Source organism: Bacillus siamensis, from assembly GCF_051628075.1.
Classification (GTDB): Bacteria; Bacillota; Bacilli; order Bacillales; family Bacillaceae; genus Bacillus; species Bacillus siamensis.
Genome location: NZ_CP155579.1, coordinates 2,004,180 through 2,029,750, shown reverse-complemented (window position 1 = coordinate 2,029,750; position 25,571 = coordinate 2,004,180). Strand labels below are relative to the sequence as shown.

General features: G+C 43.9%; 30 protein-coding genes and 1 riboswitch. Of the genes, 19 read left to right on the top strand and 11 right to left on the bottom strand.

The window, feature by feature from the left end:
- The first annotated feature begins 13 nt into the window (after positions 1-13).
- Both ABDB98_RS09730 and ABDB98_RS09725 read left to right on the top strand, forming a co-directional pair.
- The gene (locus ABDB98_RS09730) at positions 14-880 is read left to right on the top strand and encodes a 3D domain-containing protein (RefSeq protein ID WP_060962567.1); all 867 of its coding nucleotides are present in this window, start codon (positions 14-16) and stop codon (positions 878-880) included.
- 163 nt (positions 881-1,043) lie between these two features.
- Positions 1,044-1,436 carry a hypothetical protein gene (locus ABDB98_RS09725; protein ID WP_438420046.1) on the top strand — a complete coding sequence of 131 codons (393 nt, stop codon included), beginning with the start codon at positions 1,044-1,046 and terminating at the stop codon, positions 1,434-1,436.
- Between the two features lie 33 nt (positions 1,437-1,469).
- On the opposite strand, the gene ABDB98_RS09720 is transcribed toward ABDB98_RS09725, so the two are convergent.
- On the bottom strand, positions 1,470-2,447 hold the full coding sequence (locus ABDB98_RS09720) for a S66 family peptidase (protein ID WP_438420045.1): 978 nt from the start codon (positions 2,445-2,447) through the stop codon (positions 1,470-1,472).
- Between the two features lie 64 nt (positions 2,448-2,511).
- Positions 2,512-3,015, bottom strand: coding sequence for a hypothetical protein (locus tag ABDB98_RS09715; protein WP_438420044.1), 504 nt, complete (start codon positions 3,013-3,015; stop codon positions 2,512-2,514).
- Positions 3,016-3,204: 189 nt separating this feature from the next.
- On the opposite strand from ABDB98_RS09715, the gene ABDB98_RS09710 reads away from it, so the two are divergent.
- Together ABDB98_RS09710 and ABDB98_RS09705 are read left to right on the top strand one after the other, a co-directional pair.
- Positions 3,205-3,987 (top strand): VLRF1 family aeRF1-type release factor, encoded by a 783-nt coding sequence (locus tag ABDB98_RS09710; protein ID WP_269774959.1) that lies wholly within the window; start codon positions 3,205-3,207, stop codon positions 3,985-3,987.
- A 144-nt stretch (positions 3,988-4,131) separates the two neighbouring features.
- On the top strand, positions 4,132-4,668 hold the full coding sequence (locus ABDB98_RS09705; protein WP_438420043.1) for a DUF420 domain-containing protein: 537 nt from the start codon (positions 4,132-4,134) through the stop codon (positions 4,666-4,668).
- Between the two features lie 62 nt (positions 4,669-4,730).
- On the opposite strand, the gene ABDB98_RS09700 is transcribed toward ABDB98_RS09705, so the two are convergent.
- Positions 4,731-5,396 carry a lysozyme family protein gene (locus ABDB98_RS09700; RefSeq protein ID WP_060962571.1) on the bottom strand — a complete coding sequence of 222 codons (666 nt, stop codon included), beginning with the start codon at positions 5,394-5,396 and terminating at the stop codon, positions 4,731-4,733.
- A gap of 191 nt (positions 5,397-5,587) precedes the next feature.
- Between ABDB98_RS09700 and czrA the strand changes: the two genes are divergently transcribed.
- The gene (czrA, locus tag ABDB98_RS09695; RefSeq protein ID WP_438420042.1) at positions 5,588-5,920 is read left to right on the top strand and encodes a Zn(II)-responsive metalloregulatory transcriptional repressor CzrA; all 333 of its coding nucleotides are present in this window, start codon (positions 5,588-5,590) and stop codon (positions 5,918-5,920) included.
- A gap of 29 nt (positions 5,921-5,949) precedes the next feature.
- On the opposite strand, the gene ABDB98_RS09690 is transcribed toward czrA, so the two are convergent.
- On the bottom strand, positions 5,950-6,471 hold the full coding sequence (locus ABDB98_RS09690) for a hypothetical protein (protein ID WP_060962573.1): 522 nt from the start codon (positions 6,469-6,471) through the stop codon (positions 5,950-5,952).
- Positions 6,472-6,695: 224 nt separating this feature from the next.
- On the opposite strand from ABDB98_RS09690, the gene ABDB98_RS09685 reads away from it, so the two are divergent.
- From ABDB98_RS09685 to yobK, 6 genes are all read left to right on the top strand, one after another.
- Positions 6,696-7,415 carry an MBL fold metallo-hydrolase gene (locus ABDB98_RS09685; RefSeq protein WP_438420041.1) on the top strand — a complete coding sequence of 240 codons (720 nt, stop codon included), beginning with the start codon at positions 6,696-6,698 and terminating at the stop codon, positions 7,413-7,415.
- Positions 7,415-7,981: a TetR/AcrR family transcriptional regulator gene (locus tag ABDB98_RS09680; protein WP_438420040.1), complete on the top strand. Its 567-nt coding sequence runs from the start codon at positions 7,415-7,417 to the stop codon at positions 7,979-7,981. Before ABDB98_RS09685 ends, ABDB98_RS09680 begins: the two co-directional genes overlap by 1 nt.
- 51 nt (positions 7,982-8,032) lie before the next feature.
- The gene (locus tag ABDB98_RS09675; protein ID WP_438420039.1) at positions 8,033-8,743 is read left to right on the top strand and encodes an AraC family transcriptional regulator; all 711 of its coding nucleotides are present in this window, start codon (positions 8,033-8,035) and stop codon (positions 8,741-8,743) included.
- 69 nt (positions 8,744-8,812) lie between these two features.
- Positions 8,813-9,145 carry a chaperone CsaA gene (gene csaA, locus ABDB98_RS09670; protein WP_060962577.1) on the top strand — a complete coding sequence of 111 codons (333 nt, stop codon included), beginning with the start codon at positions 8,813-8,815 and terminating at the stop codon, positions 9,143-9,145.
- A gap of 331 nt (positions 9,146-9,476) precedes the next feature.
- Positions 9,477-11,279 carry a T7SS effector LXG polymorphic toxin gene (locus tag ABDB98_RS09665; RefSeq protein ID WP_438420038.1) on the top strand — a complete coding sequence of 601 codons (1,803 nt, stop codon included), beginning with the start codon at positions 9,477-9,479 and terminating at the stop codon, positions 11,277-11,279.
- A 14-nt stretch (positions 11,280-11,293) separates the two neighbouring features.
- Complete coding sequence (gene yobK, locus ABDB98_RS09660) at positions 11,294-11,752, top strand: type VII secretion system immunity protein YobK (protein ID WP_438420037.1); 459 nt, start codon at positions 11,294-11,296, stop codon at positions 11,750-11,752.
- A 37-nt stretch (positions 11,753-11,789) separates the two neighbouring features.
- Here yobK and ABDB98_RS09655 read toward each other — a convergent pair whose 3' ends face one another.
- Positions 11,790-12,071, bottom strand: a complete 282-nt coding sequence (locus ABDB98_RS09655) for a hypothetical protein (RefSeq protein ID WP_438420036.1) — start codon at positions 12,069-12,071, stop codon at positions 11,790-11,792.
- Positions 12,064-12,642 carry a MarR family winged helix-turn-helix transcriptional regulator gene (locus ABDB98_RS09650; protein WP_438420035.1) on the bottom strand — a complete coding sequence of 193 codons (579 nt, stop codon included), beginning with the start codon at positions 12,640-12,642 and terminating at the stop codon, positions 12,064-12,066. The genes ABDB98_RS09655 and ABDB98_RS09650 overlap by 8 nt, the downstream gene beginning before the upstream one ends.
- Positions 12,643-12,815: 173 nt before the next feature.
- Between ABDB98_RS09650 and ABDB98_RS09645 the strand changes: the two genes are divergently transcribed.
- On the top strand, positions 12,816-13,040 hold the full coding sequence (locus tag ABDB98_RS09645) for a hypothetical protein (RefSeq protein WP_438420034.1): 225 nt from the start codon (positions 12,816-12,818) through the stop codon (positions 13,038-13,040).
- Positions 13,041-13,085: 45 nt separating this feature from the next.
- Here ABDB98_RS09645 and ABDB98_RS09640 read toward each other — a convergent pair whose 3' ends face one another.
- Positions 13,086-13,370, bottom strand: a complete 285-nt coding sequence (locus tag ABDB98_RS09640; protein ID WP_438420033.1) for a hypothetical protein — start codon at positions 13,368-13,370, stop codon at positions 13,086-13,088.
- A gap of 83 nt (positions 13,371-13,453) precedes the next feature.
- Positions 13,454-15,508 (bottom strand): molybdopterin oxidoreductase family protein, encoded by a 2,055-nt coding sequence (locus ABDB98_RS09635; RefSeq protein ID WP_438420032.1) that lies wholly within the window; start codon positions 15,506-15,508, stop codon positions 13,454-13,456.
- 146 nt (positions 15,509-15,654) lie between these two features.
- A riboswitch (SAM riboswitch) is annotated at positions 15,655-15,747 on the top strand.
- A gap of 121 nt (positions 15,748-15,868) precedes the next feature.
- Here ABDB98_RS09635 and ABDB98_RS09630 point away from each other — a divergent pair.
- From ABDB98_RS09630 to ABDB98_RS09620, 3 genes are read left to right on the top strand one after another with little or no spacing between them, the layout of a single operon-like run.
- Positions 15,869-16,885, top strand: coding sequence for a 2-hydroxyacid dehydrogenase (locus ABDB98_RS09630; RefSeq protein ID WP_438420031.1), 1,017 nt, complete (start codon positions 15,869-15,871; stop codon positions 16,883-16,885).
- Positions 16,878-18,356: an FGGY-family carbohydrate kinase gene (locus ABDB98_RS09625; RefSeq protein WP_438420030.1), complete on the top strand. Its 1,479-nt coding sequence runs from the start codon at positions 16,878-16,880 to the stop codon at positions 18,354-18,356. The genes ABDB98_RS09630 and ABDB98_RS09625 overlap by 8 nt, the downstream gene beginning before the upstream one ends.
- 37 nt (positions 18,357-18,393) lie before the next feature.
- Complete coding sequence (locus tag ABDB98_RS09620; protein WP_060962622.1) at positions 18,394-19,641, top strand: RbtT/DalT/CsbX family MFS transporter; 1,248 nt, start codon at positions 18,394-18,396, stop codon at positions 19,639-19,641.
- Positions 19,642-19,671: 30 nt separating this feature from the next.
- On the opposite strand, the gene ABDB98_RS09615 is transcribed toward ABDB98_RS09620, so the two are convergent.
- Both ABDB98_RS09615 and ABDB98_RS09610 read right to left on the bottom strand, forming a co-directional pair.
- Positions 19,672-20,433, bottom strand: coding sequence for a hypothetical protein (locus ABDB98_RS09615; protein WP_438420029.1), 762 nt, complete (start codon positions 20,431-20,433; stop codon positions 19,672-19,674).
- A 64-nt stretch (positions 20,434-20,497) separates the two neighbouring features.
- Positions 20,498-20,803 carry a DUF948 domain-containing protein gene (locus tag ABDB98_RS09610; protein WP_438420028.1) on the bottom strand — a complete coding sequence of 102 codons (306 nt, stop codon included), beginning with the start codon at positions 20,801-20,803 and terminating at the stop codon, positions 20,498-20,500.
- 128 nt (positions 20,804-20,931) lie between these two features.
- Here ABDB98_RS09610 and ABDB98_RS09605 point away from each other — a divergent pair, with 128 nt between their 5' ends.
- The 4 genes from ABDB98_RS09605 to proB all read left to right on the top strand — a co-directional run bounded on the left by ABDB98_RS09605 (position 20,932) and on the right by proB (position 24,465).
- On the top strand, positions 20,932-21,648 hold the full coding sequence (locus tag ABDB98_RS09605) for a 3-ketoacyl-ACP reductase (protein ID WP_438420027.1): 717 nt from the start codon (positions 20,932-20,934) through the stop codon (positions 21,646-21,648).
- Between the two features lie 284 nt (positions 21,649-21,932).
- Positions 21,933-22,301, top strand: coding sequence for a replication termination protein (gene rtp, locus ABDB98_RS09600; protein WP_016936568.1), 369 nt, complete (start codon positions 21,933-21,935; stop codon positions 22,299-22,301).
- 175 nt (positions 22,302-22,476) lie between these two features.
- Positions 22,477-23,325 (top strand): pyrroline-5-carboxylate reductase, encoded by an 849-nt coding sequence (proC, locus tag ABDB98_RS09595; protein WP_438420026.1) that lies wholly within the window; start codon positions 22,477-22,479, stop codon positions 23,323-23,325.
- Between the two features lie 21 nt (positions 23,326-23,346).
- A complete protein-coding gene (gene proB / locus ABDB98_RS09590; RefSeq protein WP_438420025.1) occupies positions 23,347-24,465 on the top strand; it encodes a glutamate 5-kinase in 1,119 nt (372 codons plus the stop codon).
- A gap of 58 nt (positions 24,466-24,523) precedes the next feature.
- Here the strand turns inward: proB and ABDB98_RS09585 are convergent, their stop codons facing one another.
- Positions 24,524-25,426, bottom strand: a complete 903-nt coding sequence (locus ABDB98_RS09585) for a LysR family transcriptional regulator (protein ID WP_016936565.1) — start codon at positions 25,424-25,426, stop codon at positions 24,524-24,526.
- Positions 25,427-25,571: the final 145 nt, after the last annotated feature.

Here is a 25,571-nt window from a genome sequence, read left to right as displayed (position 1 = left end):
GGAGGATTTACTTATGAAGAAGACGATTATGTCCTTTGTCGCAGTTGCAGCAATTTCAACAACTGCATTCGGAGCTCACGCTTCTGCTAAAGAAATCACGGTGCAAAAGGGTGACACGCTCTGGGGGATCTCGCAAAAAAACGGAGTGAACCTAAAGGACTTAAAAGAATGGAATCAGTTATCTTCTGATTTAATCATTGAAGGAGAGAAACTGACTATTTCTTCAGTAGAAACAACCACATCTGGGCAGTACACAGTGAAGCAGGGCGACAGCCTCTGGAAAATTGCTCAGCAATTCGGAACATCAGTCGGTAATCTGAAAAGCTTGAATAACTTGCAATCAGATATCATTTACGCAGGCACAACATTAAAGGTGAAAGGTCAGGCGCAGGCTGCACAGCCGGCTCAAGCCAGCCAGCCGCAACCTGAACAAAAACCAGCTGCCGAGACAGAACAGCCGAAACAAGAAGCTGTCCAAAAAGAGCAGCCTAAACAAGAACCTGTTCAAGAACAACAACCTAAACAAGAAGTGAAGGCTGTCGAAGCAAAACAGCAGCCTGTTCAATCAAATACAAACCAACAAGAGCCTAAAAAGCAGCTGACAATGACTGCAACTGCTTACTCCGCTAACGACGGCGGCATTTCCGGTGTAACGGCAACCGGTGTTGACTTAAACAAAAACCCTGATGCAAAAGTCATCGCGGTAGACCCTAGTGTCATTCCGCTTGGCTCTAAGGTTTATGTTGAAGGTTACGGAGTGGCAACAGCAGCAGATACAGGCGGCGCAATTAAAGGAAATAAAATTGACGTATTTGTTGCAAAGAAAAGTGACGCTAACAACTGGGGCGTCAGAACAGTAAATGTTAAAGTGTTAGACTAGTTTCATATAGAGAGTAAAGGACACAAGGCTAAATGCTTTGTGTTCTTTTTTTCTTCCCTTTTTTGTCTGTGCATAATCGTTATATGCTGAAAAAGAAAAAGCGTTCCCCGAATATGATATAGAGAGAATGAGTTTGAAAGCGGCATCTGAAGGGATGAATTGAATGGAGCCCGAACTTATATTTTTATGGAATACCTTCACAGAATCACCGGTATTTCAAGCAGGGATGTACACCGCTTGTGCCATTGTGCTGGTCATCGGATTGTCTATGCCGGCTGTCAGGCTGTTTCAGGCGCTTGAAAGAGGGAAGGGAAGGCCCGCCGTTATTGAAAAGGTGAGACGTACTGGCGTGATGAAGAATGGCAGATACGAGCTTGTACTTATTTTAAACGTAAAAAACCAAGACGGAACGCATGATAAACGTGAACTGTCAACTGCCGTATATAATGAAGAGATCAGCCGTTTTTATGAAGGAGCTTCCGTATGGGTGACGGCAGCGGCTGACGGCCGGTTCATGATCGCTCCGCGCACGTCGGGGCATAAGACACCGAAATAATAAAAGACGGGGCTGTTTTCCCGTCTTTTTGTGTTAATGCCGGCCGATCCATATTCGTCCGCCTTCTGAGCCGGCTTCTATTCTGCATGTTCCTCCGATCGGGAAAGTCATCAGAGGAGAAGTATGGCCGAAGTCAGCATTTGCGATAACGGGCATAGACGACAGTTCTTTTTTTGTACGGATGACGGCGCAGAGAGCCTCTTCAGACACATTTGAAGCATGCTGGAACCGTCCGATGACAATTCCTTTCACGGCTGAAAAAGCGGGAAGATGAATGAGTGACTGCAAATCCCGATCAAACATATGAATGTCAGACATATGATCATCTTCTATAAACAGAATCACTTGTTCCATCTCCGGAAAGTATTCCGTGCCTTGCAGAAGATTCAGGGTGCATAGGTTTCCTCCGATCAGTGTTCCTTCAGCATAACCGGGTTGAATAACGAGCGGACCCGGATTCGGATAAAAACGTCTGTCCTCCTGGTTCATATACCATTTATCATCACTCCACTCGGCCGAAGGCTTTACTTCATACGGCTTATCAGAAGCGCAGCAGGCTAAGAAAGAGTCAATCGTATAGTCCAATCCTTTTTTCATGGCGAATGAAGAAAAATGGGGGCCGGAATATGTGACAAGCCCGGTTTTTTGATAAATGGCATGGCCAAGAGCGGTAATATCTGAATAGCCGCAAAGGATTTTCGGGTGCCGCTTGATGTTTTCATAATCAAGATAACGGAGCAGCTGATTTGATTGGAACCCGCCGAGTGTCGTCAAAATCGCTTTGATGTCAGGGTCAGCGAAAGCTTCGTGCAGATCCCGGACACGCGATTCAATGGATGATGAATCAAATTCATTTATTTCTTTCGCATGCTCTGAAAAAGAGACACAAAAACCCAGCTCCTCCAATTTTGTCTTCGCGGCATTTATATTTTCATCTGTCATAACGGACATGCTCGTTGCCGGAGAAACAATACGAATGCCGTCACCTTTTTTCAGTTTTTCCGGATACAAAAAAACCCTCCTTCTATGGTTTTATCTATTACACCATAGAAAAGGGGGTTTTTCTATCACTTTTTTACAGGTCGACCCATTTAATGCCGCCTGATTGTGTATCCTTGTCAATCCAGACATCAAATTGATGCTTTTCATAAAAATGAATGAGTCTGTCGACATGATCCCAATCACGCTTAGCGATGTCGCCCGTCACTTTCGGGATATTCTGCTCCCTGGCGATATGTTTTAAAAATTTCATGCAGATCGAGCCGTAGCCGTGGTTCGGCGGGCCTTTAATGTCCCCGATATGAATGGCATTTTCATAATAGGAAGCAATCAGTGAAAAACATCCTCTTCCCCGGTAGGCTGATTCACAGTCAGTCAGCATAATCTTACATGTTTGGCCATCATCAATCGAGGAAACAATGATCCAATCGTCATTGTTCGATTGATCAATACCAAGCACTCGCGCGTCTTTTGATACATCTGTCAGATTCTCCCGCATTCTGAAAATCTGAAATTCAAGCTTATGAAGCTCTTTTTCCAGCTCTTTCTGATCTCTTTCTTCTGCAGTAAACAAAATCATACTCCTTTCACAGCGAAAAACGTCTTAGTCAAACACAAGTATCCATTGTAGTAAATGATGTCTTGGTTTGTAAATGGGTTTTGCAAAAACTTTTTTAGAAAAGTCTGCCGTATATATGCAGATTGACGTTTTTAAGGAGGCCGGGATAGGGAAAGGAACAGGGAACAGCGGAAAAAGGAGGAATCTATGATGGCAATTGACTCACTCATCGGCAAATTGAAGTACGTAATGACGGAATCTCCTGATAAAATGCTTTCCTTATATGTAAATACGGATATGAGAAATCCGGATCAGCAGGGGGGAGAGTGGAAAATCGCTTTAAAAACCGGTTTTCGGAGATTAAAGGAGTATCTGTCTGTCAGTGATCCAAAAGAAGAAAAATCCCTCGTCCGCATCATGGAACGTGTCTATCAATATATCGATGGGCTCGGTAAAGAAATGCCGCGAAGTCTCGTATTTTTTGCATCGGGAGAAAGCGGTATCTGGGAGACGATTGAGCTGCAGGTGCCTGTCGAAACACGGTTTTATTGGGAAGAAACGGCCGTCCTTGACCAATTGGAACTTCTCCGTGAACAATATCCGAGCACGGCTTTTATTCTCACCCAGCAAAATGAAGTGAAGATTATCGAAACCGTACTCGGAAAAATTGAAGGTGTAGAGCATTATCAATACGACGTCATCAATGAATCCTGGAAACCGCAGGATGTAAGCGAGAGCTCCGCATCAATGGCCGAAGATGCTGCTAAAGCCCACGTCGAAGAAAACCAAAACAGGCTGTATAAACGATTGGCTTCAAACCTTGATCAAAAGGCCGCATCACATAAATGGGAGCGCCTCGTAATCGCGGGGGATAAGGAAACAGCCGATATTCTCGATCAGCATATGAACAAACCGATTGATCGGATCATTCCAAAAAATCTGTTGAATGAAAACGAACATAAGGTGATAGAAGAACTGTTGAAGGAAGCTTAATATGACGAAAGGCCGGGTCTCAAACACCCGGTCTTTTTAGGGCTTAAGTTTGTCTAATTTCTGACGAAGCGGGCGAAACCGTTGACATCAAAGCTGAATTCTCATACCATTTGGATAGTCAGTAAAATTGAGAGAGGTCATAAGATGAATCAGACAGAAAACAAACCTAAAAGTTATACCGGTATCGTGCTGACATTGACCGTTTTGATCAACGGGTTAATTGCGGTGCTGTTTTTTATGCCGAAATCAGGTCAGATCAGCATTGCCAATATTCATATTCTGCCAATGTTAAATGCCATTTTTAACAGCTTTACTTTTATCTTTTTGCTGGCAGCGCTCTTTATGATTAAGCAAAAAAATATTCAAGCGCATAAACGCTTTATTTTGGCGGCGTTTACGACGACTCTGCTGTTTTTGATCTGCTATGTCGTGTATCACTCGATAGCTGAGAATACTTTATTCGGCGGCCACGGCATCATTCGGGGGATTTATTTCTTTATTTTGATTACGCATATTTGCCTTTCCGCCATCATCGTGCCGCTTGCGCTGTTTACGCTGATCAGAGGTTTCAGCATGCAGGTGGAGCGCCACAAAAAAATCGCCAGATGGACGATGCCGCTCTGGCTGTATGTCAGTCTGACGGGTGTCATTGTATACTTAATGATATCGCCGTATTATTAAAAAAAGCCGTGCTCCGCGCGGTTTTTTTCTATTGAAAAAAGGCGCCTCATACAGGGCGCCTTTTATTCTTCAAGCGTTTCAAGTGTTGTTACATTTAAGGATTGTTCAACGGTTTTTGTTTTTGCTTTTACTTTTTCTGCGTACGTGTAATCACCATAGCAGTAGGGATAACGGAAATTGCCTTTGTTCCCTCCGCAAGTGTAAAGTTTCGGATTTTTTTTGACCTGCTGCTCGGAGTATTGTTTTGCCAGTTCCTCAGTATGCGATCCTCCATGTTCAGCCACAAAATCAATATAGCCGGCTCCCATGTTGTAGCTTTGTATAATCGTATCCAAGTCTACGCCTTTTTTCTTGCCTGTTTGGTACATGAGAGTGAATTGTTTGATTCCCTGTTTGATACTGGTTTGAGGGTTTTTGATTTGATTTCGCTTTAAACCCAGAGATTCTGAAGACTGCATGGGATCATTTCCTCTTCCTTTTGACTCCTGATATATCATGCCGAGTACCAGCGATGTATATCTAGTGAGCCCTTTTTCATCCAGCTCGTCCTCCACAAGCGGTTTGTAATCCGTCAGCCGTTCAAGCACGATCGGTTTGACATCAAACGGAAGACTTTTGAGCCATTCATTATTTGAAAATAACAGGATGAGAAAGAAGGACACCATGACAAAAACACATATCATCATAAGACCCGCAGCAGCGAAACAGCCTTTTTTCTTTTTCTCCACTGTGTTTCACCCTCAATTTCAGGAGCATTATGACTTTTTCATTATGACACAGATGAATGCGCGAAACCAAGCAGAAACCCGTATTTGAAACATAAATTTAAAATAACGGTTCTTTTGTCAGGCGCAGGATGTATCTGCATCAATTGACATTTGGTATAATTGGGCTACTTGAGAAAAGAAGGGTGAGGTATATGACTGAATTTCACGAATCCGGAAACACGAATGACCCCGCTGTCGATTTAGATGAGGAAACATTATTTTTGGTTGCTCAGACTTTTAAGGCGCTGTCTGATCCGACCAGAATCAGAATTCTCCATTTGCTGTCACTGGGTGAGCACGCGGTAAATGATATCGCAGAAAAGCTGAATTTACTGCAGTCTACCGTTTCTCATCAGCTGCGTTTTCTTAAAAATCTGCGCCTCGTCAAATCACGCAGAGAAGGAACATCCATCTATTATTCTCCTGAGGATGAACATGTGTTAGATGTGCTTCAGCAAATGATTCATCATACGCGGCACGATTAAAAAACATCCCTGCTTTTTAGGCAGGGATGTCAGCCATATTGACTGTTATTTGTCTGGTCTCTGCTCGTTTTTAAAACATAAAAAGAGAAGCCGCTGTAATAAACAGCGATGAAATAAAAGACACTGATGGTCAGCGGATCGGCGCCGACCGTTTGGCTGTATGCCTCCGGATGGGTAAAATCCGCTGTGACCCGGTAAATTTCAATAACCCGATAAACAAATCTCGATAGGAATAACGTTAATAGAATAAGTTCAATCCACAGATGAGTCCGAAAATACATTTTTCCGCGGCGCTCTTCAAAAGAAATGTTTCGTTTGGCAAACAGAACCAGAAGCCAGCCGCAAAAAGTGCCGGATATAAGATACCCGTATAAAGCCGGGTGTGTGATGCTGAAAAACGCCAGAGCGGCGGCCAGCAATGAAAATAAAATCATTCTTGTATAAAGCCAGCGGGGTTTCAAAGGCTGAAAGCCGACGGACCGTTTCACCTTTTTATACAGAAAAAAGGCAATCATTAAGACAGGGCAGATGCTTTGAAGTGTGATATGCATGATGCGGAACTCCCCCTCCGTTGAGTAGTGTATGCTTATCCGGCTGGTTTTAGTAGTCTGAATTATTCGCAGGCTGAAAGCATCTTTTATCACAGTATGCGTGTTTCTTTTTTTGGCATGAGAGAAGCGCCCGCGCCTTTTTCAAGATTTAAACGGAAAATGCTTGATAAACTAATGGTATTAGTTATAATGAAACTAATAACATTAGTTTTGGGGGGATATTGATGAGAATTTTACAATACGGAAACGTTTGGCAACTGACCTTTTTTCCGGTGCTTTTCCCGGTGAATTGTTATTTGGTTGAGGAGGAAGAAGGGGTAACCCTGATTGACGCCGGCCTTCCCAACAGCCATAAAGGAATCAAACAAGCTTTGCAGCAGCTTGGGAAACCGCTGAATACCATATTGCTCACTCACGCGCATGGAGATCACATCGGTTCGCTTGACTCATTATCTGCGGAATTTCCGGATGCTGATGTCTGTATTTCTGAACGTGATTCTTTCTTGCTGAAAGGTGACACTTCATTATTTGAGCATGAAGCACAAACGCCGATAAAGGGAGGAGTGCCGAAAAATATTCAGACCGAACCTGATCGCCTGTTGAAAGGCGGCGAGCGGATCGGATCTTTGCTTGTCATTCCCGCTCCCGGTCATACGCCGGGGAGTCTTGCTTTTAAAGATTTGAGAGATGATATGCTGATCGTCGGAGATGCCTTTCAAGTACGGGGCGGCCTTGCGGTTTCAGGAAAGCTGAAATGGAGATTTCCGTTTCCCGCCTTTGCCACTTGGAATAAAGAAGTTGCTGTAAAAACAGCAAGAACGCTTATCGCTCATCAACCAAGCTGTCTGGCCGCCGGTCATGGAAATGTTCTCTATCATCCTGCTGAAATGATGGCTGAGGCTGCTGATGAAGCCGAACGAAGCCTGCCGGGAGGCCGATTATAATGTCACCGAGAGTCGGAATGAGCCTGGACATGATATTGAGAGCCGCAGCAGGCATCGCTGACGAAAAAGGGCTGAATGAAGTGACGCTTGCGGCCGTTGCAAAGTCCTTAAACGTAAAACCGCCTTCCCTATATAATTTTGTCAATGGTCTTCAAGGAATTAAGACAGAGCTGGCCGTCTCCGGTTTAACCATGTTATATGAAAACATGGCGGCATCCTCAGAAGGACTGACAGATGAAAGGGCCATGCTTTCACTTGCTGATGCCTATATCAATTTCGCTGAAGCCAATCCCGGATTATATGAAGCAACATTTCAAAAAATAAAAGACGGCCGAATGGAGAATCTGTCCAGCCAGCTTGTGAATCTTGTTGTCAGGCTGCTGACAGAAAACGGTTATGCACGTCCCGAAAACGCAATCCATGCCGCAAGAGGACTGAGAAGCCTGCTTCACGGTTTTGCTGCGCTGAGGAAACAGAGTGCATTTGAATTGACTGAATCAATTAAGGAAAGCCGGAAGTTTGCCGTTGTTGCTTTTTTAAGAGGTTTACAACTAGATAAACAATAATATTATTATGTAAACTAAAAAACAAAACGGATCATCCAAAAGGAGGGGCAAATGGATTCATTACAGAACATCGTTTGTGAGCGGCGCACTTATTCACATATTTTTGATTCCCATGTTCACACATACTGTCAAATGCTCTTTCCTCTCGAAGGACAGCTGGACTTGGAGACAGAAAGACGTGAGGTGAGATTAAAACCGGATCAAATGCTGTATATTCCGCCAGGACATGAACACCGGTTCCGTTCTTTGGAGCGAAATGAATGTCTCGTTCTTGACATGCCGGCATACTTTTTAAAAGGCCCATTTGACCCCGGTGTGATCAATAAGCTTGATCCCTTTTGGACTTCGATTCGGTTTCTGCTGACAGAAGAGGCAAAGCGGCAGTCGTCTCATTCATTGAGTCTGCTCGCAGAATATATTGCTGAAAAGATACAAGAAAGCCGTACAAATGATTCAATCACATATATCCGCCGAAATCTCTCAAAGACTTTTACTATTAAAGAGCTTGCCGCAATCGAACATTACCACCCGGCTTACTATTCAGACTGGTTTAAAAGGCAGACGGGGAAAAGCCCGCAAGCTTATATTTCCGAGCTCCGTCTGAAGAAAGCGGAACAATTGCTTATTGAAACAAAATGCCGGCTGACAGACATCAGTCATGAGGTCGGCTTTCAAAATTTGTCTTCTTTTACCAGGTGGTTTGTCAGACATAAGGGAATAACACCGCGCGCCTATCGAAACACCTTTCAAACAGATAAATAAGCCCAAAGGTCGGTTAAATAAACTATGTCTTTTTTTTGGTATCATGATTGTAAAAAAGGAGTTTTTGATATGGCAGTCATCGAAGATTTTATGAAGCTTGATCTCAGAATAGGAACGGTCGTAAAAGCAGAAGTATTTCCGGAAGCAAAGGTCCCGGCCATTAAGATGACAATAGATTTCGGCGGAGAAATCGGCATAAAGCAATCAAGCGCCCAAATTACAAAACGGTATGAACCAGGTGATTTAACAGGCAGGCAGGTTACCGCTATTGTCAACTTTCCGCCGCGGCGGATCGCCGGATTCAAGTCAGAGGTGCTCGTTCTCGGCGGCATCCCGGAAAAAGGAGACGTCGTCCTGCTTACGCCCGAGCAGACCGTACCAAACGGAACGAAAATCGGATAATAAAAAAAGACGTTTGCAGAAGCAAACGTCTTTTGCGTATTGAGGCGATACACCACACGCCACATTCGTGTGCGCCGCAAGGGCATGTGCATCGGCTTACACAATTCAGCTCATCGCTATATGAATATAGCATGGCGGCTGTAGAAATGCAAGAGATATTTTAATATATGTTATATCTGGCTTTGTTTTGCTAATCATCATGACTACTTGGTGTAAGGTTTTGTTCAAATTCTATGATCTTGCATAAGACAGTGCGACAAATGAAAGAGGTTCAGCTTATCTTATATCCTATGGTAAAATTTAGACGGAAAGAAGCGGAAAGGAGACGTAAATGAAGATATTTGAAGCAGACTCGTTCATTTCAGCCGCAGAAAAGCGGGCAAAACAATACAATCAGATTAGAGAACAATTTATCAATCTCAAGAAAGCTTTTCAGGGAATGGCTGACTTAGATGTCAGTGAGTTTTCAGGCAAAGGCGCTGACAACATTAAAGCTTTTTTCCAAGATCACGCTGGTGTCACAGACAGCTGGCTTGATCTGATCGATATGAAGATTGCTTTTCTTAACAGTATTTCTGGAAAAGTATCTGATGCCGGATTGGCCGATTCGTTTGTGGAAGAGTCATTTTTAGAACATGAGCTGATTCATGCGAAGAATAAATCAAAAGCTATCATGCAGGAGCAACGCAATGAAATGAAAGGTATCCTTGATGAAATCAGCGATATCATTCATCTTGAAGTTTTTTCGACAGAGGATGTCGATCAAAAGCTTGAGTCGGCAGATAAAAAAAGGAACGATACCATACATAAACTCGGAAAGCTTGATCATGATCTAATGAAAGAATACGCAGAAACCGAGGCAAATGAACATTTCATTCAAGCAGATTTTCAACAGCTCCAAAATGCCACGGGAAAAGGGAAAAACGCAACACCACTTCACTATAACGCTAAGGCGTACAGAGAAAGCGATATACATAAGAAAAAAGGCGAGATTGCAAGACATTCAGATGCTTATTTGACAATGAAGAAGGAAGAAGCGAAAGAGCGGGAAATCAAGGATCTAAAGAAAAAGCTTGCTGATGGAGTAACTGATCCGGATGAATACTTAGAGATTGCGAAGAAGATCGGGTACGAGAATCTTGAATCGTCCAAGCAACAATATGTCATTCAGCTTGAACAAGCAAAACAGGTGGAAGAAGCCGGAGAAGTGACTTGGGCTATTTTAAAAGGGGCTGGCGTTGGTCTTTATGATGTTGGGAAAGACACGGTAACCGGTTTATGGCAGCTGATCAGCAAGCCTGATGAAGTTGTTGAAGGTATCATAGGGGCAGTTGCTCATCCAATTAACACGTATAATGCCATTTCAACAGCTATTGAGGAATCGTATCAAAAAGATATGGTAAATGGAGATGCGTATTCCCGATCAAGATGGGTGACATATGCGGTCGGTTCAGTGGCTGTGGCCGTCGTCGGAACCAAAGGCGCAGGAGCCGTTAACAAAGCTGATGCGGCGGGGAAGGTCATAAACAAGGCAGGACAGGCAGGGAAGAAATTTAAGGATGTAAACCTTCCAGATCTGCTTCCCTATAACCCGAAGTATAAACTTGCTCTAGCTGATAACGTACCATACAATGTGGTTGACAGCCAAAACCTTAAAAATGAACTTTTGACCAATGCAAAGAAAATCCCGGATGGAACGAGAAAGCCGTTTACCGGTCAAGAAATAAACCTTCCTTGGTTAAATAAAGAAAAGTATGGTGCCTTTGAGGTTAAGGGCAAAGTAAAAGCAAAGGGAAAAGTTAAAGACATAAGCCGCAGAGTGTATACTATGAAAGATATTGATATTAACCAAAAAACAGAATTTGGCGTAACAAATCTTCAGCTTATGAAAAACGGTAATTCTCCTTATGCAAAAGATGGCACACAGATTAATTTACATCACTTGATTCAAGAAGAACCTGGCCCAATGCTTGAAATCCCAAACAGTTTACATACAAAATATAGTGATGTTATTCATAAGCTTAAGACTTATGGTGAAAGTTTTAGAAATGATAAGGTTTTAAAAGCACAGTATGAAAGCTTTCGAAAGAGATATTGGAAGTGGAGAGCGAAACAATTTGAGTATGAGAATTGAGGTGTTTAAATTAAATGATTTATTCGAAGGTTGAAAACTTTATTAATGAAAATAAACAAAATGCTATATTCACAGAGGGTGCAAGCCATGAAAACATAACTCGCATTGAAGAAAAACTTCAATGCCAACTTTCTATTAGTTATAAATGGTTTTTAGAAAAATACGGTGCTGGCGGTTTATTCGGTGTTTTAGTTTTAGGCTACAACTTTGATCATGCATCAGTTGTAAATAGAACTAATGAATATAAAGAACACTATGGCCTTACTGATGGACTTGTGGTTATTGAAGATGTTGATTACTTTGCTTACTGTCTAGATACGAATAAAATGAAAGACGGAGAATGTCCTGTAGTTGAATGGGATAGGGTAATTGGTTATCAAGATACTGTTGCAGAAAGCTTTATTGAATTTTTTTATAATAAGATTCAGGAAGCGAAAGATGACTGGGAAGAAGATGAAGACTGGGACGATTAATAAAAGAAAGCTCTCTTTTAGAGAGCTTTTTTCAGGCTTATTCTTTAACAGGATTTACAATGAGCAAACAGGCATTGCTCAAAATACTCGCGGCACCTATCCAAAGCAGCCATTGTGTTTCGGTCAGCCACGAGGCAGTTAGGATAAAGAGTCCAATGGCAATTGATATATAATTGCCGGCTCGGTCCAGTTTGCGTTTGCAATGAATTTTATATTTGGCATGAGAAATAAATTGATCAATTTTATCTTTCAGCTCATAGCTTTTTTCCTTTATCTTATTCTCTGCCTCTTTTACTTTTCGATAAAGCATATTATTCATCGTCTGCACTCCCGTATCGCCGTTTTGAAAATTCAGCCATGATTTTTTCCTCATAGTTATCTGAGATGAATTGAGCCTGGTCTTCAACTTTCAAATGTGCTTGTTCTTCAAAACCATCCTGTTTTTCACCATCAAAACGATAAAGTTTTTGCAATAGCCTCCAGAATGTTTCAACTTCTTCAGTTGTGAACTCATGAAACATATCCGCTAAAAAATAGGTGGATTTTTCTGAACAGGAAATTAACGCTTTTTTTCCTTCAGGGGTAATCTCAATATTGATTGAACGTTTATCCTGTTTACTTGATACAGTGCGAACATATCCTTTTTTCGCGAGGCTTGAAATTAATTTGTTAGCGGTTTGTTTTGTTGTGCCCAGCTTTTTAGCGATATTCATAAGTGTGGTATCTTCCGTCGGTAAATGGGCAATAGCGATAAGAGTCATGTGCTGTCGGGAAGTCAACATGTCTAAGTATTCGTCTCCGCGAGTTTGCACCTTATTGACGACCGAAAACAGTGATGCGTAACTTTGTTGCATAAAATGCAGTTCTTTCAATAGTAAATTAATGTCCATAAGTGATCTCCAATCTAAATTGTCACCATGTTGACAATTATAATATACATTGAAATGGGGAATAAGTCAACATGGTGACTAAAAGGGGGTATGGCTGTTTTACAAATGTCACAGGCAGTCGGAGTGTTTTCAAAAGGTGAAATAAGTATAATAAATGCGAGAAGGTGTTTGACATGCAGAAAGTGAACTGGTCAGAACAGTATGAATGGTTCAATAAACAGGATGAAAAAGACGGGCGTATAATGGCGCTCCTTCGTCATGAGCTTGCATACGATGAAGTCATACGGTTATATACGAAAGGGTTTTATTTGAAATCCAAAGAAGGGGATGTTTCGTTAAGTAAGAACGATATCTTTCGTATGTTTGGGGTTGAAGAGAGGCAGGGCGGCAAATCTTAATGAACGGGAAGAGAAGAACTCTCTTCCCGCTATTCACGGCAGCTGTTATTCTTTTTCCAGCATGGAAGTCAGCCATTCTCTTAATGCAGTTTTCTGTACATACCGCTTTCCGTTTCTGGTGATATGCGGAATGTCGGAAGTGTCAGGCACGATTTGTTTTGCTTCTTCCTTAGTCACGCCTAAATAATAGCCAATATAATAGTGTAAGTCTTTTTCTTTGATGAGAATTTGGTCAGTGTGTTCATGAGGATCAGGTGATTTAAAGTTTTTTAATCCGTCTCCTATGAAATATCCGGCTAAAGCGATGCCAATGCCGGTAATGATATCCATACAGCAAACCTCCAATAAAAGTCATTATGTTTTATACGGTCAAATCCGCCGAAAGGATTCACCTTCAGTAAGACCGGGGGAGCTTATTTTTGCTTTCCGATCTTTTCCACCTGCACCTTTCCGGAGAAGAAAACAGCGCCTCCGCCCATATCTGCAAGCCGATCGGGAGTGAGTGAATTGACCAGCTGTTTTTTATCATCCGCGTCGGCCCAAAGACCTTGGCTGACTGCAACGCCGGGAAGCACCTGTTCGCCGACTGAAGCTGTCAATTCACATTCGCCGCGGTTGTTCCAAATTCTCACGGTTTCTCCGTCTTCGATGTTCCGGCGCTCAGCATCTTTTGTATGAATAAAAAGCTTTGGCGCTTTTTCCAGTTTTACGTGTTTTTCATTATTCGAAAATGTCGAGTTTAAAAAGTTATGATTCGGTCCCGGGACAAATAACAGCGGGAAATCATCATCGCTTTCAAGAGGGATGTGCGTCGGCAGCGCCGGATAACCGTCTTGTTTCATCTTTTCAGAATATAACTCAATTTTTCCGCTCGGCGTCTTGAGCTTGCCCGGAAAAAGCGTTTTTTTCCGGTTGGCTCTCATGAAAGAATGGGATGAAAGCGAATCGTAATCAATATCCTCGATATACGGATTGGCGGGAAAGTCCAGCGCCTGTCTGATTAATTTTTCATCGGAATCCTGAAGCTCCTGCTCGGTAAAGCCCATCGCCCCGGCAAGCAAACGGAACACTTCCGTATTCGATTTGCTGTCCCCATATGGTTCGATCACCGGTTTTTGCAGCTGAATAAAATGGTGCCAGTAAGACGTGTAAAAATCCGTGTTTTCAAAAGCGGATGCAGCAGGGAGCACGATATCCGCATATTTGGCGGTTTCCGTTAAAAACAGATCGTGAACGACTGTAAATAAATCGTCCCGCTGCAGGCCTTTTCTGACTTTATTCGCTTCCGGCGCAACTACCGCGGGATTGGTTCCGTAAATAAACAAGGAACGCACGGGCGGTTTTGTTTCTAAAAGAACGCTTCCGAGCCTGTTCATATTAAATGATCTTGGCTTCCTGCCGTAAAGCAGATCAGGCCGCTGGAGCGCTTGTCTGTTATAGTTTAATACCGCGCTGTTGTGCTTGATTGCGCCTCCCCCGGTGCGGAGCCACTGTCCTGTCACAGCCGGAAGGCAGGCGACGGTGCGGACGATCATACCGCCATTGTCATGGTGCTGAATGCCGTTTCCGATTCTGATAAGGGAAGGGGAGGTTTCCCCGTACATTCTCGCAAGGCGTCTGATATCGTCTGCTTTAACGCCTGTCATAACAGAAACCGTTTCCGGATCATACTGTTTGACATGCGCTTTTAATTCTTCACTGCCTTCGGTGTATTCTGTGAGAAATGCTTCATCGTGAAGGTTCTCGGCAAATAAAACATGCATGATACCGAGAGCGAGTGCGGCATCTGTGCCGGGGCGAATGGGAATAAACCAATCGGCAAGCCGGCCTATTTGGTTCTTATGTACATCGATAACGACAATTTTAGCTCCTTTTTTCCGGGCTTTTTGAGCAATCATGACCTGATGCATATTCGTGCTGACGGCATTGATTCCCCAAAAAATAAAGAGCTTTGCATGTATGGTCTCTTCCGGATCAGTACCTGCGCCTTCTCCCATTGTATAGTTATAGCCCTCAGATCCGGCTTTGCTGCAGATCGTCCGTTCGAGCTGGCTCGCCCCGAGTCGGTGGAAAAAACGGCGGTCCATTCCCTCTGCCGCCAGTTTTCCCATATTACCGTAAAAGCTGTACGGGAGAATGCTTTCCGCTCCTTCTTCGGCAATAAGCTCTTTCCAGCGCGCACTGATCGTATTGATTGCTTCGTCCCATGAAATAGGCGCAAACACGGCTTCACCTTTTTCGCCGATCCGTTTTAACGGGACGGTTAAACGTTTTTCATCATAAATGCGCTCAGCCATGTGTCTGACTTTGTTGCAAATATTCCCTGATGTGACGGGGTGATCCGGGTCTCCCTGAATGTTAACGATTTTTCCGTCCTTTTTTGTCACAAGTAAGCCGCATTGATCGGGACAGTCCAGTGAGCACACCGACTTAAAGACCCCGTTTGGCTGTTTTGCAGCAGAATTCATAGCCCATTTCTCCTCTTTTTTTATATTGTAAGCATTATAACATTTCGAAATAGATCGTCAATTCAGAAAAAAAGTGTTGACATCACGGAAAGACTTATCTATGATGAGTTTATTCTTTTAAAAGCCTGACAATTTCATCATTTTATTTTCTATCAAGAGAGGTGGAGGGACTGGCCCTATGAAACCTCGGCAACATTTATTGTGCCAATTCCAGCAAGCGTATGCTTGAAAGATAGGAAAGAATGGTCTATACATATTTGTGCGCTTCAAGCGGATAAAGACGGTATATGAATCTCTTTCCTTCTTCGGGGAAAGAGATTTTTTTGTGAAAAAATTTATGTGAAAAGGATGTTTTGCACCATGACGGTTTTAATTACCGCACCCTATCACGACGAGGGGCTGAAGGAGCTGACAGATCTGTTCGGGCGGACTGTGCACCTGCCGTGGAAGAAGCACGGCCGGGCCTATCGGGAAGATGAATTAATCCAGATGATTCAAGAGACAAACGCGTCGGGGCTTATTACCGAACTTGATGAGGTATCAGAGCGAGTGATTGATATATTGCCGGATTCCGCTTTTATCGGCGTCTGCAGAGGGATGCCGTCTAATGTGGATATCACGGCGGCGACTAAAAGAAAAATCCCTGTCTTTTATACACCGGCCCGCAATGCCCAGGCTGTTGCTGAAATGTTTATCGGAAATGTCATTTCGTTTTTGCGCCACACGTATTCTTCTCATCAGTGGCTGAAGGACGGGAAGTGGAATGGTGATTATTTGCAGGCTTACGTCAAATTCAGGGGAAATGAGCTGACGGGGAAAACAGTCGGCCTTATCGGTTTCGGAGCTGTCGGACAGAGAATCGCCCGGCTATTGACGGCTTTTGACTGCAAGGTGCTGTACTATGACCCCTTTGTCAATCATGAGAACCGGGAGTATGAAAAAACGACGATTGAACGGGTATTTTCTGAAAGTGATATTGTCTCCGTTCATTTGCCGCGCATCGAAGAAACCATCGGCCTGATCGGCGCCCGGCATTTTCAATTGATGAAGCAAGAAGCTGTTTTTGTCAATACATCAAGAGCGGCGGTTACAGACAGAAAAGAGCTGCTGCGGGTGCTGAAAGAACGGCGGATTAAAGGAGCGATTCTTGACGTGTTTTATCATGAACCGCCTGAATCTTCTGATTATGAATTGATCTCTTTGCCGAATGTGTTAGCGACTCCCCATTTAGCGGGCGCAACATTTGAAGTGGAAGATCATCATGTGAAGATTTTAAATGAAGCGCTTTTCAAATGGAAACAAGATCAAACCTGCTCAATACGTGAACTTTATAACAAAAGAGAACTTGAAACGGAAGGAGGAGGCTGTAATGGCTGAACAAAAAGGCTACCTTGTATTTGACATCGGGACGGGGAATGCGCGAGTCGCGGTCGTGACTGCCGGCGGCGAAGTGATCGCGCTTGAAAGGGAAGACATTGAATATGTGACGGATCCGCTTTATCCGGACGGACGATATTTCTCACCGGAAGGGTTATGGAAGCAAATCAGCGCTATGGCAAGGAAGGTTATTGCCAAAAGCCCACATATTACATTAATCGGAATCACCTCTACAAGCCAGAGGCAGGGAATTGTTCTAATCAATAAAGGTAAAAAGGCATTTCTCGGTTTGCCCAACATTGATAACAGAGGCCGTGAATGGGAAGACGGGATTGAGACAAAAGAAGAAGTGCAGCAGCAAACCGGACGTCTTCCGAGCGCTTTATTTTCCGCCATGAAACTTGTCGGATTAAAAGCTAGACAGCCGTCTTTATGGAAAGAAGTGAAGTACATCACAAGCATCAGTGACTGGGTGACATTTGAGCTGAGCGGTATTTTAAGCTATGAACCGTCACAGGCCGCTGAAACACTGCTGTTTGACGTAAGGAAAAAGGCGTGGTCAGAGAAATTATGCAGCATCTTCGGGGTGCCTTCTGCCATTCTTCCTTCACTCGTCCGATCTGGGACGGTTGTCGGAATGTTAACGTTTAAGAAAGCGGCGGTTCTCGGTCTTTCTGAAAGAGTGCCTGTAATTGCAGGCGGGGGAGACACACAGCTTGCCATCAAAAGTGCAGATGCAAAGCCCGGAGATATCGTCATCGTATCCGGCACAACGACGCCGATTACAAAGATAACAGCGGAGACCGGAACCGAAAGTTTAGAGAATGCATGGCTGAATTGCCATACAGAAGAAGGTCAATGGCTTCTTGAAACGAATCCGGGTGTAACGGGACTCAATTATCAAAAATTAAAATCCATTTTTTATCCGAATGAATCCTACAGCGTCATGGAACGGGAAATCGCCAGTCTGCCGAAACATGATCAAGCTTGTGTTTCAGCGTTAGGCTCCTATTTATCGTCTGAGAAAAACGCACTCGCAAAAGGCGGATTTATTTTTGATGCCCCGCTGTCCCAAAGTTTAAGCCGAGCGCATTTTGTCAAAGCCGCTCTGATGGAAATCGCTTTTTCAATCAAATGGAACTATGAGGCGTTAACAGAGGTGACTTCCTTTTCACAAAATGAAGTGAAGGTGTGCGGCGGCGGTTTCCAAAGTGATGCGTTGACACAGTTTCTTGCTAACCTTCTGCAAAAGAAGATTTATAAGAGAGAAGGCTTCAGCCAGGCATCCGTAATGGGGGCGGCGATGATCTGCAACGAAGCTCTCGGTGTGAAAGAAGAACTTTCGAACCGCATAAAGGTAATTGAACCGGAATCAGATCAGACGGATCTCTTCCTATATGAAGAATGGAAACAGACGCAAAAATTATTTGCGCATTTTCAGCCCAGCGGTGAAAGCCTGACTTGGGGATGAGATGACAACATGAAAGATTGCTGAGGAGGAACAAAAAATGCTTAATAAAATAGGAATTCCGAAACAGCTTGCCTGGGGATTTTTAGGGGTCGTGCTGTTTATGATGGGGGACGGCCTTGAACAAGGCTGGCTCAGCCCGTTTTTAGTTGAAAACGGCTTGACGGTACAGCAATCAGCATCCCTGTTTACGGTTTACGGTATTGCTCTCGCTGTGGCGTCTTGGTTTTCAGGCGTCTGTCTCGAAGCCTTCGGCGCAAAGCGGACGATGTTTATGGGGCTGTTATTTTATGTTATCGGAACAGCCGCGTTTATCGCATACGGATTTGAAAATCTTAATTTGCCGGTGATGTATGTCACGTATTTTATTAAAGGGCTGGGCTATCCGCTGTTTGCCTATTCTTTTTTGACATGGGTGATTTACCGGTCGCCGAAAAGCAAGCTCAGTACGGCGGTCGGCTGGTTCTGGATTGCTTATTGCTGCGGCATGTTTGTATTCGGAGCCTGGTATTCTAGCTGGGCCATCAAATCTTTCGGCTATTTGAATACGCTGTGGAGTTCGATTTTTTGGGTATGCCTCGGCGCGTTTTTTGCTTTGATTTTAAATAGGGACCGCTTTGAAAAGAAAAAAGCAAGTAAACAGGAAAAGGTGCAGGAATTAATGAAAGGAATCACCATCCTTGCTGAAAATCCGCGTGTGCTTTCAGGGGGGATTGTTCGGATCATCAACAGTATCGGAACATACGGATTTCCGGTATTTCTCCCAATGCATATGGCGCAGCACGGCATTTCTACAAATGTATGGCTGCAGATTTGGGGCACGATCTTTCTTGGCAATATCGTCTTTAACTTAATCTTCGGTGCAGTCGGCGATGCGTTCGGCTGGAAAAAGACTGTCATGTGGTTTGGGGGAGCGGGCTGCGGCATTTTTACCCTTTTATTATATTATGCTCCTGTTGTATCACATGGGAACTTGCTTTTCGTCAGCATTGTCGGCTTTATTTGGGGAGGGCTTCTGGCCGGATTCGTTCCGATCGGAGCTATCGTGCCGACAGCGGCGGGCAGCGATAAAGGTGCTGCCATGTCTGTGTTAAATCTGGCCGCGGGCCTGTCGGCATTTGTCGGACCCGCGCTTGCCTGGGCGTTTATCGGGCTTGTCGGCGCACAAGGCGTAGTATGGATTTTCGCAGCGCTCTATTTCGCAAGTGCAATCCTGACAAATCAAATTAAAATACCTGAAGAGAAAACGGCAAAACACGATAAATCATTGCCTGAATATGCTTCTTAACAGAAACGCCCTGAAGGCTCGGGGCGTTTTTTACAGCTTCTGAAGAAACCCGGCAAAGCGCTGAATTTGTTCACGTAACGATTGTTTGTTTTCGTGAAATTGTTTGAAACGATGTCCGTTTGCGCCGGACGGATGGGGGAAGCCTTCCAAAATGAATGCATGATTCATCCTCCCCTTCTTCTTCAGCATGCAGCAGGCGGATTCTGCTGCTTTACCGAGAGGGACGAGCAGAATGTCCTTTTTCATCATTTCTATTTCGTCCGGAAAATATTTCAGCGCATAACGGCTGAGAAGGCCTGACCTGCTGATGGGCGGCCGATGTCCCGTATAGTTTTTCTGTTGATAAAAAACAGGGTGTTTGATAACGGATGTCGTATGAAGCAGCTCCCGTTTTGAACCAAATAAACTGGATGAATTCTCAACTCGGAGGGCGGCCGGCAGACCGCATTCATTAAGCATTTCGATCATGTGCTGCCTCATGGAACCGGAAAGCCCGGCCGCTTTTTTTGTCTCATATGCTATCATCTCAAGAGATTCGCCGTTTTTTAAAAGCTGTGCCGCTGCTTTGTAAGCACGCTGCATCTGAAAAAAACCGGGTGTAATTCCGGAGATGACAACTGCAGCATGAGGGTTGATATACTCATTATGAGGCGAATAATACATATCCAGATCTCCGTCCTTTGCTAAATGGAACTCCGGAGTCAGCAAATCCGATTTTGTAAATTCTCCCGAAGATGATAATGCTTTAAGCTGGCGCAAAAAATGTGCAAGCCGCTCATGATTGCAAATCATATTATGCCTCCTTGAACCCGCTCATTCTCTTAGTGTCAGCAAAAACGGCGGATGGCATGCAGGCTCATAAATCGCTTTTACCGGCGTTCCAGAGCATCTTCAGAACATGAGGCGTTCCTTTTGCTTCGGCAGCCGTCGTTTGCACGGCTGTTTTTTTAGTGAGAAAGTCTTCCTGCAGTTCTTTCTGCTTTTGTGATAACAGACGGGTTTCTGTTTTGATTTCTTCAACGGACGTCTGCATGGACGCTGCCGTGACGTTAATCTTCTTTATATCAGGCGCTGTGTTTCTTTTAAAACGCACGGCTGATACGGCTAAATAAACCAAGGCGGCGGCCGCAACGGCAGCACTGATATACAAAATGATAATCATCTGCTTTTCACTCCTTTTTTCAGTTGATACCCTTTATGGAGACCGTTGAATCGTTTTATTTGCTAATTGTTTTTTTTCTGCTTATAATGTGAAATCGTACATAAGGACATTCAGAAAGGGTGAAAGACATGGAAAGCATACAGAACAAAACGGCTCTTATCACGGGTGCGGGCAGAGGAATCGGCCGCGCCGCCGCTATTGCTTTAGCGAAAGAAGGAGTCAATATCGGTTTAATCGGCCGCACTGAAGCAAATGTTAAAAAGGTTGCAGAAGAAGTGGAAGCCCTTGGTGTAAAGGCATCATTCGCTTCTGCCGATGTAAAAAGTCAAAAAGAGGTCGAACAAGCCGTCGCTTCTATTAAAGAAGATCTCGGTGAGATTGACATCCTGATTAACAATGCCGGAATCAGCAAATTCGGCGGATTTTTAGATCTTACGCCAGAAGAGTGGGAAGACATCATTCAAGTGAATGTAATGGGTGTGTACCATGTGACACGCGCCGTTCTTCCTGAAATGATTGAAAGAAAATCAGGAGATATCATTAATATTTCCTCTACGGCTGGCCAAAGAGGCGCCGCGGCGACAAGTGCGTACAGCGCTTCGAAATTTGCCGTTCTCGGTCTGACTGAATCTCTCATGCAGGAAGTGAGAAAACACAATATCCGTGTCAGCGCAATGACTCCGAGCACGGTTGCCAGCGATATGTCAATTGAATTAAATCTGACAGACGGCAATCCGGAAAAAGTCATGCAGCCTGAGGATCTTGCAGAATATATGGTTGCTCAATTGAAATTACATCCGCGCATTTTCGTCAAAACCGCCGGTTTATGGTCAACCAATCCTTAAAAAAACGGGATCTGTCTTTTTAGACAGGTCTTTTTTTGTTTCCTTAAAACTGAATGAGCAGATATAAAGGATTTGTGCGAAAAAAGGAATGAAAAAGAAACCGATATCAGTTATAATTTAAACTAAATAAACTATGTACCAAATGTTCAATTATATTTTTTCTCCGCCGTTCAAAAAAACAAATCAATACAAATTAAACTGTTCGCACAATAAAAGGGGAAACGGAATATAAAGAGAATATTTAGTACATGGAATAATTTGTTAGAGGAAAGGGTGTGCACATATTGAAAGAAGAAAAAAGAAGTTCAACCGGTTTTTTAGTGAAACAAAGGGCTTTTTTAAAGCTTTACATGATTACAATGACAGAGCAGGAACGGCTTTACGGACTGAAGCTTCTCGAGGTGCTGCGCTCCGAATTTAAACCCATCGGTTTCAAGCCGAATCATACTGAGGTATACCGTTCACTCCACGAACTCTTGGATGACGGGATCTTAAAACAGGTAAAGGTCAAAAAAGAAGGAGCCAAACTCCAGGAAGTCGTTCTCTATCAATTTAAAGACTATGAAGCTGCGAAGCTTTACAAAAAACAGCTGAAGACAGAGCTTGACCGCTGCAAAAAGCTGATAGAAAAAGCCCTTTCCGATAATTTTTAAATCTGTCCGGAACACACCCCGCCGCCCGGGCTCAGGCGGGGTGTTCTGTGATTCATTATACATAATAACAGGATCGGAACAATACATATCAATAAAACCTTCAAACTTGACATTGACTCCTGACATGATAACATAAAAAACGTGTGAAAATGCGAACAAAATACGAACAAGGGAGATGTTACCGATCTTAGATCAAAAGAAAGTTGCTTTTATAGGAGCAGGATCAATGGCTGAAGGAATGATATCAGGCATGGTCCGCGCAAAAAAAATTCCCAATCAAAACATCTGCGTGACAAACCGCCGAAATACAGAGCGACTCGCTGAATTGGAACATCAATACGGAATTCAAGGCACGGCTTTTGACAGCATGAAAACCGAAGACATTGATATCTTTATTTTAGCTATGAAACCGAAGGATGCTGAAATCGCTCTGGAGACGCTGAAACGGCGTATTCAACCTCATCAAATCATCCTGTCTGTCTTGGCAGGCATAACAACCTCATTTATACAACAATCATTACATGAGAATCAGCCGGTTGTAAGAGTCATGCCGAACACATCCAGCATGATCGGCGAATCGGCAACAGCTGCGGCTTTCGGAGACCATGTCTCTCAAAGTTCAGCACAGACTGCGGTATCCCTTCTGGAATGTCTCGGTGAAGTATATGTGATCAAGGAAGATCAGATGGACATTTTCACCGGCATCGCAGGCAGCGGACCGGCGTACTTTTATTATTTAATGGAGTTTATCGAAAAAGCAGGTGAAGAAGCCGGCTTAGAAAAACAACTGTCCCGCAAAATCGGCGTGCAAACATTATTAGGCGCAGCCAAAATGCTGATGGAGACGGGGGAAAAACCGGATGTGCTTCGAGAAAACATCACCTCTCCAAACGGCACGACTGCAGCCGGCCTTGATGCGCTCAGGTCTGAAGGCGGCGGGGAAGCCATTGCCAAAGCCATTAAACATGCGACCGAACGTTCTATTGAGATCAGCAAAACAATTGAAAAAACAGCAGCACTATAAAATAAAAACAGGAGTGATACAGTGACGTCTCGGACGGAGATCAAAAGAATCGCGGTGAAAATCGGCAGCAGCTCACTGACGAGCCTGCACGGAGAAATCAGCAGAAGAAAACTGGAGACATTGGTGGATCAAATCGCACAGCTGAAAGACAGCGGCTATGAAGTGATTTTAGTATCTTCCGGCGCAGTGGCGGCAGGTTATCGGAAGCTCGGCTTTATTCAGAAACCGGAAAGCCTCCCTGAAAAACAGGCTTCTGCTTCCATCGGGCAGGGATTATTAATGGAAGCTTATTCAAAGCTGTTTTTAGCGCACGGTTATGTCGCGTCACAAATTTTAATTACAAGAAGCGACTTTTCTGATGAATACCGCTATCATAATGTCCGCAATACAATGAACGTCCTTTTGGAACGAGGCATTATTCCGATTATTAATGAAAATGACACCGTCACAGTCAATCGGCTGAAATTCGGTGATAATGATACACTCGCGGCAAAGGTCGCAGGCTTAATTGATGCCGATATGCTTGTGATTTTATCAGATATCGACGGATTATATGATGATAATCCGCGCAGCAACCCGGAAGCGGCACGAATCAGACATGTAAGTGACATCACCCCGGAAATAGAAGCAAGCGCGGGAGATGCCGGGAGTGAGATGGGAACCGGCGGAATGCGTTCAAAGCTGGATGCTTTTAAAATTGTGATGGCCTCCGGTATTAAAGGCTTTCTCGGGCAGGCTAATACCCCGGACATTCTGCTTCAAGCGGTAGAAGAGGCGGCTGAAGGAACTTATTTTGAAGCGGAAGGAACCCTCCCGTTAAACCACAAAGAACAATGGCTTGCATTTAATTCCGGCCCCGAAGGCGAGATTGTGATGGAGAAGAAAAGCAGCCGCGATATAGCGAACGGAAATGTGGCGCTCTCACCGCAGGATATCGAACAGATTAACGGCAGATTCAGCAGCGGGGCGGTTGTCAGACTGCTTGATCAGCAGGGAGAAGAGCTTGGGCTCGGCATCGTCAATTATTCCTCAGCTCAGCTGAAGACATATAAAGAAACGCCGCATAAACAGACCGGTCAATCAGTCATCGATCCGGAAGCGTTTGTCTGCCACGTTGAACTGTCCATCCCGATCGGCTGAGAAAAATCAATAAAACATGGCAAAGCCCGAGGCTTCGTTTTGAAGCTCGGGTTTGTTTTTATTGATATTGTTCAAGTTTGGAGAAAAATTGAATGACAAAATGATAGAAATCATTCGCAGACGGAGCCAGTTCTCTGCCTTTTGGCTTAATAATGCCTACGGTGCGCTTCACTTGAGGGAATTCAATCGGAATTTTGACCGTGAACCGAGGTGTGGTTTCCGCAAAGGTGCTTTCAGGTAATAAAGTAACGCCCATGCCTGCGGAGACTAATCCTTTAATGGCATCTAAATCCTCGCCCTCCGTTGATACAAGCGGCGCAAAGCCAGCCTGTCTGCAAGCGTCAATCGCCATATTGCGGAGAATAAATCCTTCAGGAAATAAAACAAATTGGTCGCCGCGCAGATCAATTAAATGAATATTTTTTTGTTTGGCAAGCGGATGATGCAGCGGAACAAGCGCGTAAATCTTTTCTGTGAATAAGATATTGCCTGTTATGTCGGGAAATTCCGTCGGAACGGGGCCGAGAAGCGCCGCATCTATGTCCCTGTTTCTAACGGCTTCAATTAAAAACTTATAAGATCCTTGGCGGAGCAAAAACTCAACGTTCGGGTGCTCCTCTTTAAATGCTGAAATCACTGTCGGCAAAAGCTGACTTGCAAGGCTCGTCGGAAATCCTATTTTGACGGTTCCGCGATTAGGATCAAGATATTCATCGATTTGTTCCTTCGCGTAATCAATTGCTTTCATCGCTGTTTTAACATGTTCTAAAAATTGTTTGCCGATCGGCGTTAACTTAATATTTCTGCCTTCCCGTTCAAATAAAGTGACCTTCAGCTCTTCTTCAAGATTTGCAATCTGCCTGCTGATGGCGGATTGGGCGACATGCAGATGATCAGCCGCTTCTGACACATGCTCCCGTTCTGCTACCTCCATAAAATACCGAAGCTGGCGTAATTCCATTGCGTTCACACCTATCTATCTCATTTTGAGATGTATTTGATCTAAATTATATATTGTTTATATTGTTTTGAAAACTTACAATTAATTTAAAGTTGTCAGATTTTATGACCGATAATTAACGGAAACTGATCGGGGGAGAGGAATT

Coding starts and splice junctions, on each gene's coding strand:
- ABDB98_RS09730 (WP_060962567.1), top strand. CDS start 14: ATGAAGAAGACGATTATGTCCTTTGTCGCAGTTGCAGCAATTTCAACA.
- ABDB98_RS09725 (WP_438420046.1), top strand. CDS start 1,044: ATGGAGCCCGAACTTATATTTTTATGGAATACCTTCACAGAATCACCG.
- ABDB98_RS09715 (WP_438420044.1), bottom strand. CDS start 3,015: ATGATTTTGTTTACTGCAGAAGAAAGAGATCAGAAAGAGCTGGAAAAA.
- ABDB98_RS09710 (WP_269774959.1), top strand. CDS start 3,205: ATGGCAATTGACTCACTCATCGGCAAATTGAAGTACGTAATGACGGAA.
- ABDB98_RS09705 (WP_438420043.1), top strand. CDS start 4,132: ATGAATCAGACAGAAAACAAACCTAAAAGTTATACCGGTATCGTGCTG.
- czrA (WP_438420042.1), top strand. CDS start 5,588: ATGACTGAATTTCACGAATCCGGAAACACGAATGACCCCGCTGTCGAT.
- ABDB98_RS09690 (WP_060962573.1), bottom strand. CDS start 6,471: ATGCATATCACACTTCAAAGCATCTGCCCTGTCTTAATGATTGCCTTT.
- ABDB98_RS09685 (WP_438420041.1), top strand. CDS start 6,696: ATGAGAATTTTACAATACGGAAACGTTTGGCAACTGACCTTTTTTCCG.
- ABDB98_RS09680 (WP_438420040.1), top strand. CDS start 7,415: ATGTCACCGAGAGTCGGAATGAGCCTGGACATGATATTGAGAGCCGCA.
- ABDB98_RS09675 (WP_438420039.1), top strand. CDS start 8,033: ATGGATTCATTACAGAACATCGTTTGTGAGCGGCGCACTTATTCACAT.
- csaA (WP_060962577.1), top strand. CDS start 8,813: ATGGCAGTCATCGAAGATTTTATGAAGCTTGATCTCAGAATAGGAACG.
- ABDB98_RS09665 (WP_438420038.1), top strand. CDS start 9,477: ATGAAGATATTTGAAGCAGACTCGTTCATTTCAGCCGCAGAAAAGCGG.
- yobK (WP_438420037.1), top strand. CDS start 11,294: ATGATTTATTCGAAGGTTGAAAACTTTATTAATGAAAATAAACAAAAT.
- ABDB98_RS09655 (WP_438420036.1), bottom strand. CDS start 12,071: ATGAATAATATGCTTTATCGAAAAGTAAAAGAGGCAGAGAATAAGATA.
- ABDB98_RS09650 (WP_438420035.1), bottom strand. CDS start 12,642: ATGGACATTAATTTACTATTGAAAGAACTGCATTTTATGCAACAAAGT.
- ABDB98_RS09645 (WP_438420034.1), top strand. CDS start 12,816: ATGCAGAAAGTGAACTGGTCAGAACAGTATGAATGGTTCAATAAACAG.
- ABDB98_RS09640 (WP_438420033.1), bottom strand. CDS start 13,370: ATGGATATCATTACCGGCATTGGCATCGCTTTAGCCGGATATTTCATA.
- ABDB98_RS09635 (WP_438420032.1), bottom strand. CDS start 15,508: ATGAATTCTGCTGCAAAACAGCCAAACGGGGTCTTTAAGTCGGTGTGC.
- ABDB98_RS09630 (WP_438420031.1), top strand. CDS start 15,869: ATGACGGTTTTAATTACCGCACCCTATCACGACGAGGGGCTGAAGGAG.
- ABDB98_RS09625 (WP_438420030.1), top strand. CDS start 16,878: ATGGCTGAACAAAAAGGCTACCTTGTATTTGACATCGGGACGGGGAAT.
- ABDB98_RS09620 (WP_060962622.1), top strand. CDS start 18,394: ATGCTTAATAAAATAGGAATTCCGAAACAGCTTGCCTGGGGATTTTTA.
- ABDB98_RS09615 (WP_438420029.1), bottom strand. CDS start 20,433: ATGATTTGCAATCATGAGCGGCTTGCACATTTTTTGCGCCAGCTTAAA.
- ABDB98_RS09610 (WP_438420028.1), bottom strand. CDS start 20,803: ATGATTATCATTTTGTATATCAGTGCTGCCGTTGCGGCCGCCGCCTTG.
- ABDB98_RS09605 (WP_438420027.1), top strand. CDS start 20,932: ATGGAAAGCATACAGAACAAAACGGCTCTTATCACGGGTGCGGGCAGA.
- proC (WP_438420026.1), top strand. CDS start 22,477: ATGTTACCGATCTTAGATCAAAAGAAAGTTGCTTTTATAGGAGCAGGA.
- ABDB98_RS09585 (WP_016936565.1), bottom strand. CDS start 25,426: ATGGAATTACGCCAGCTTCGGTATTTTATGGAGGTAGCAGAACGGGAG.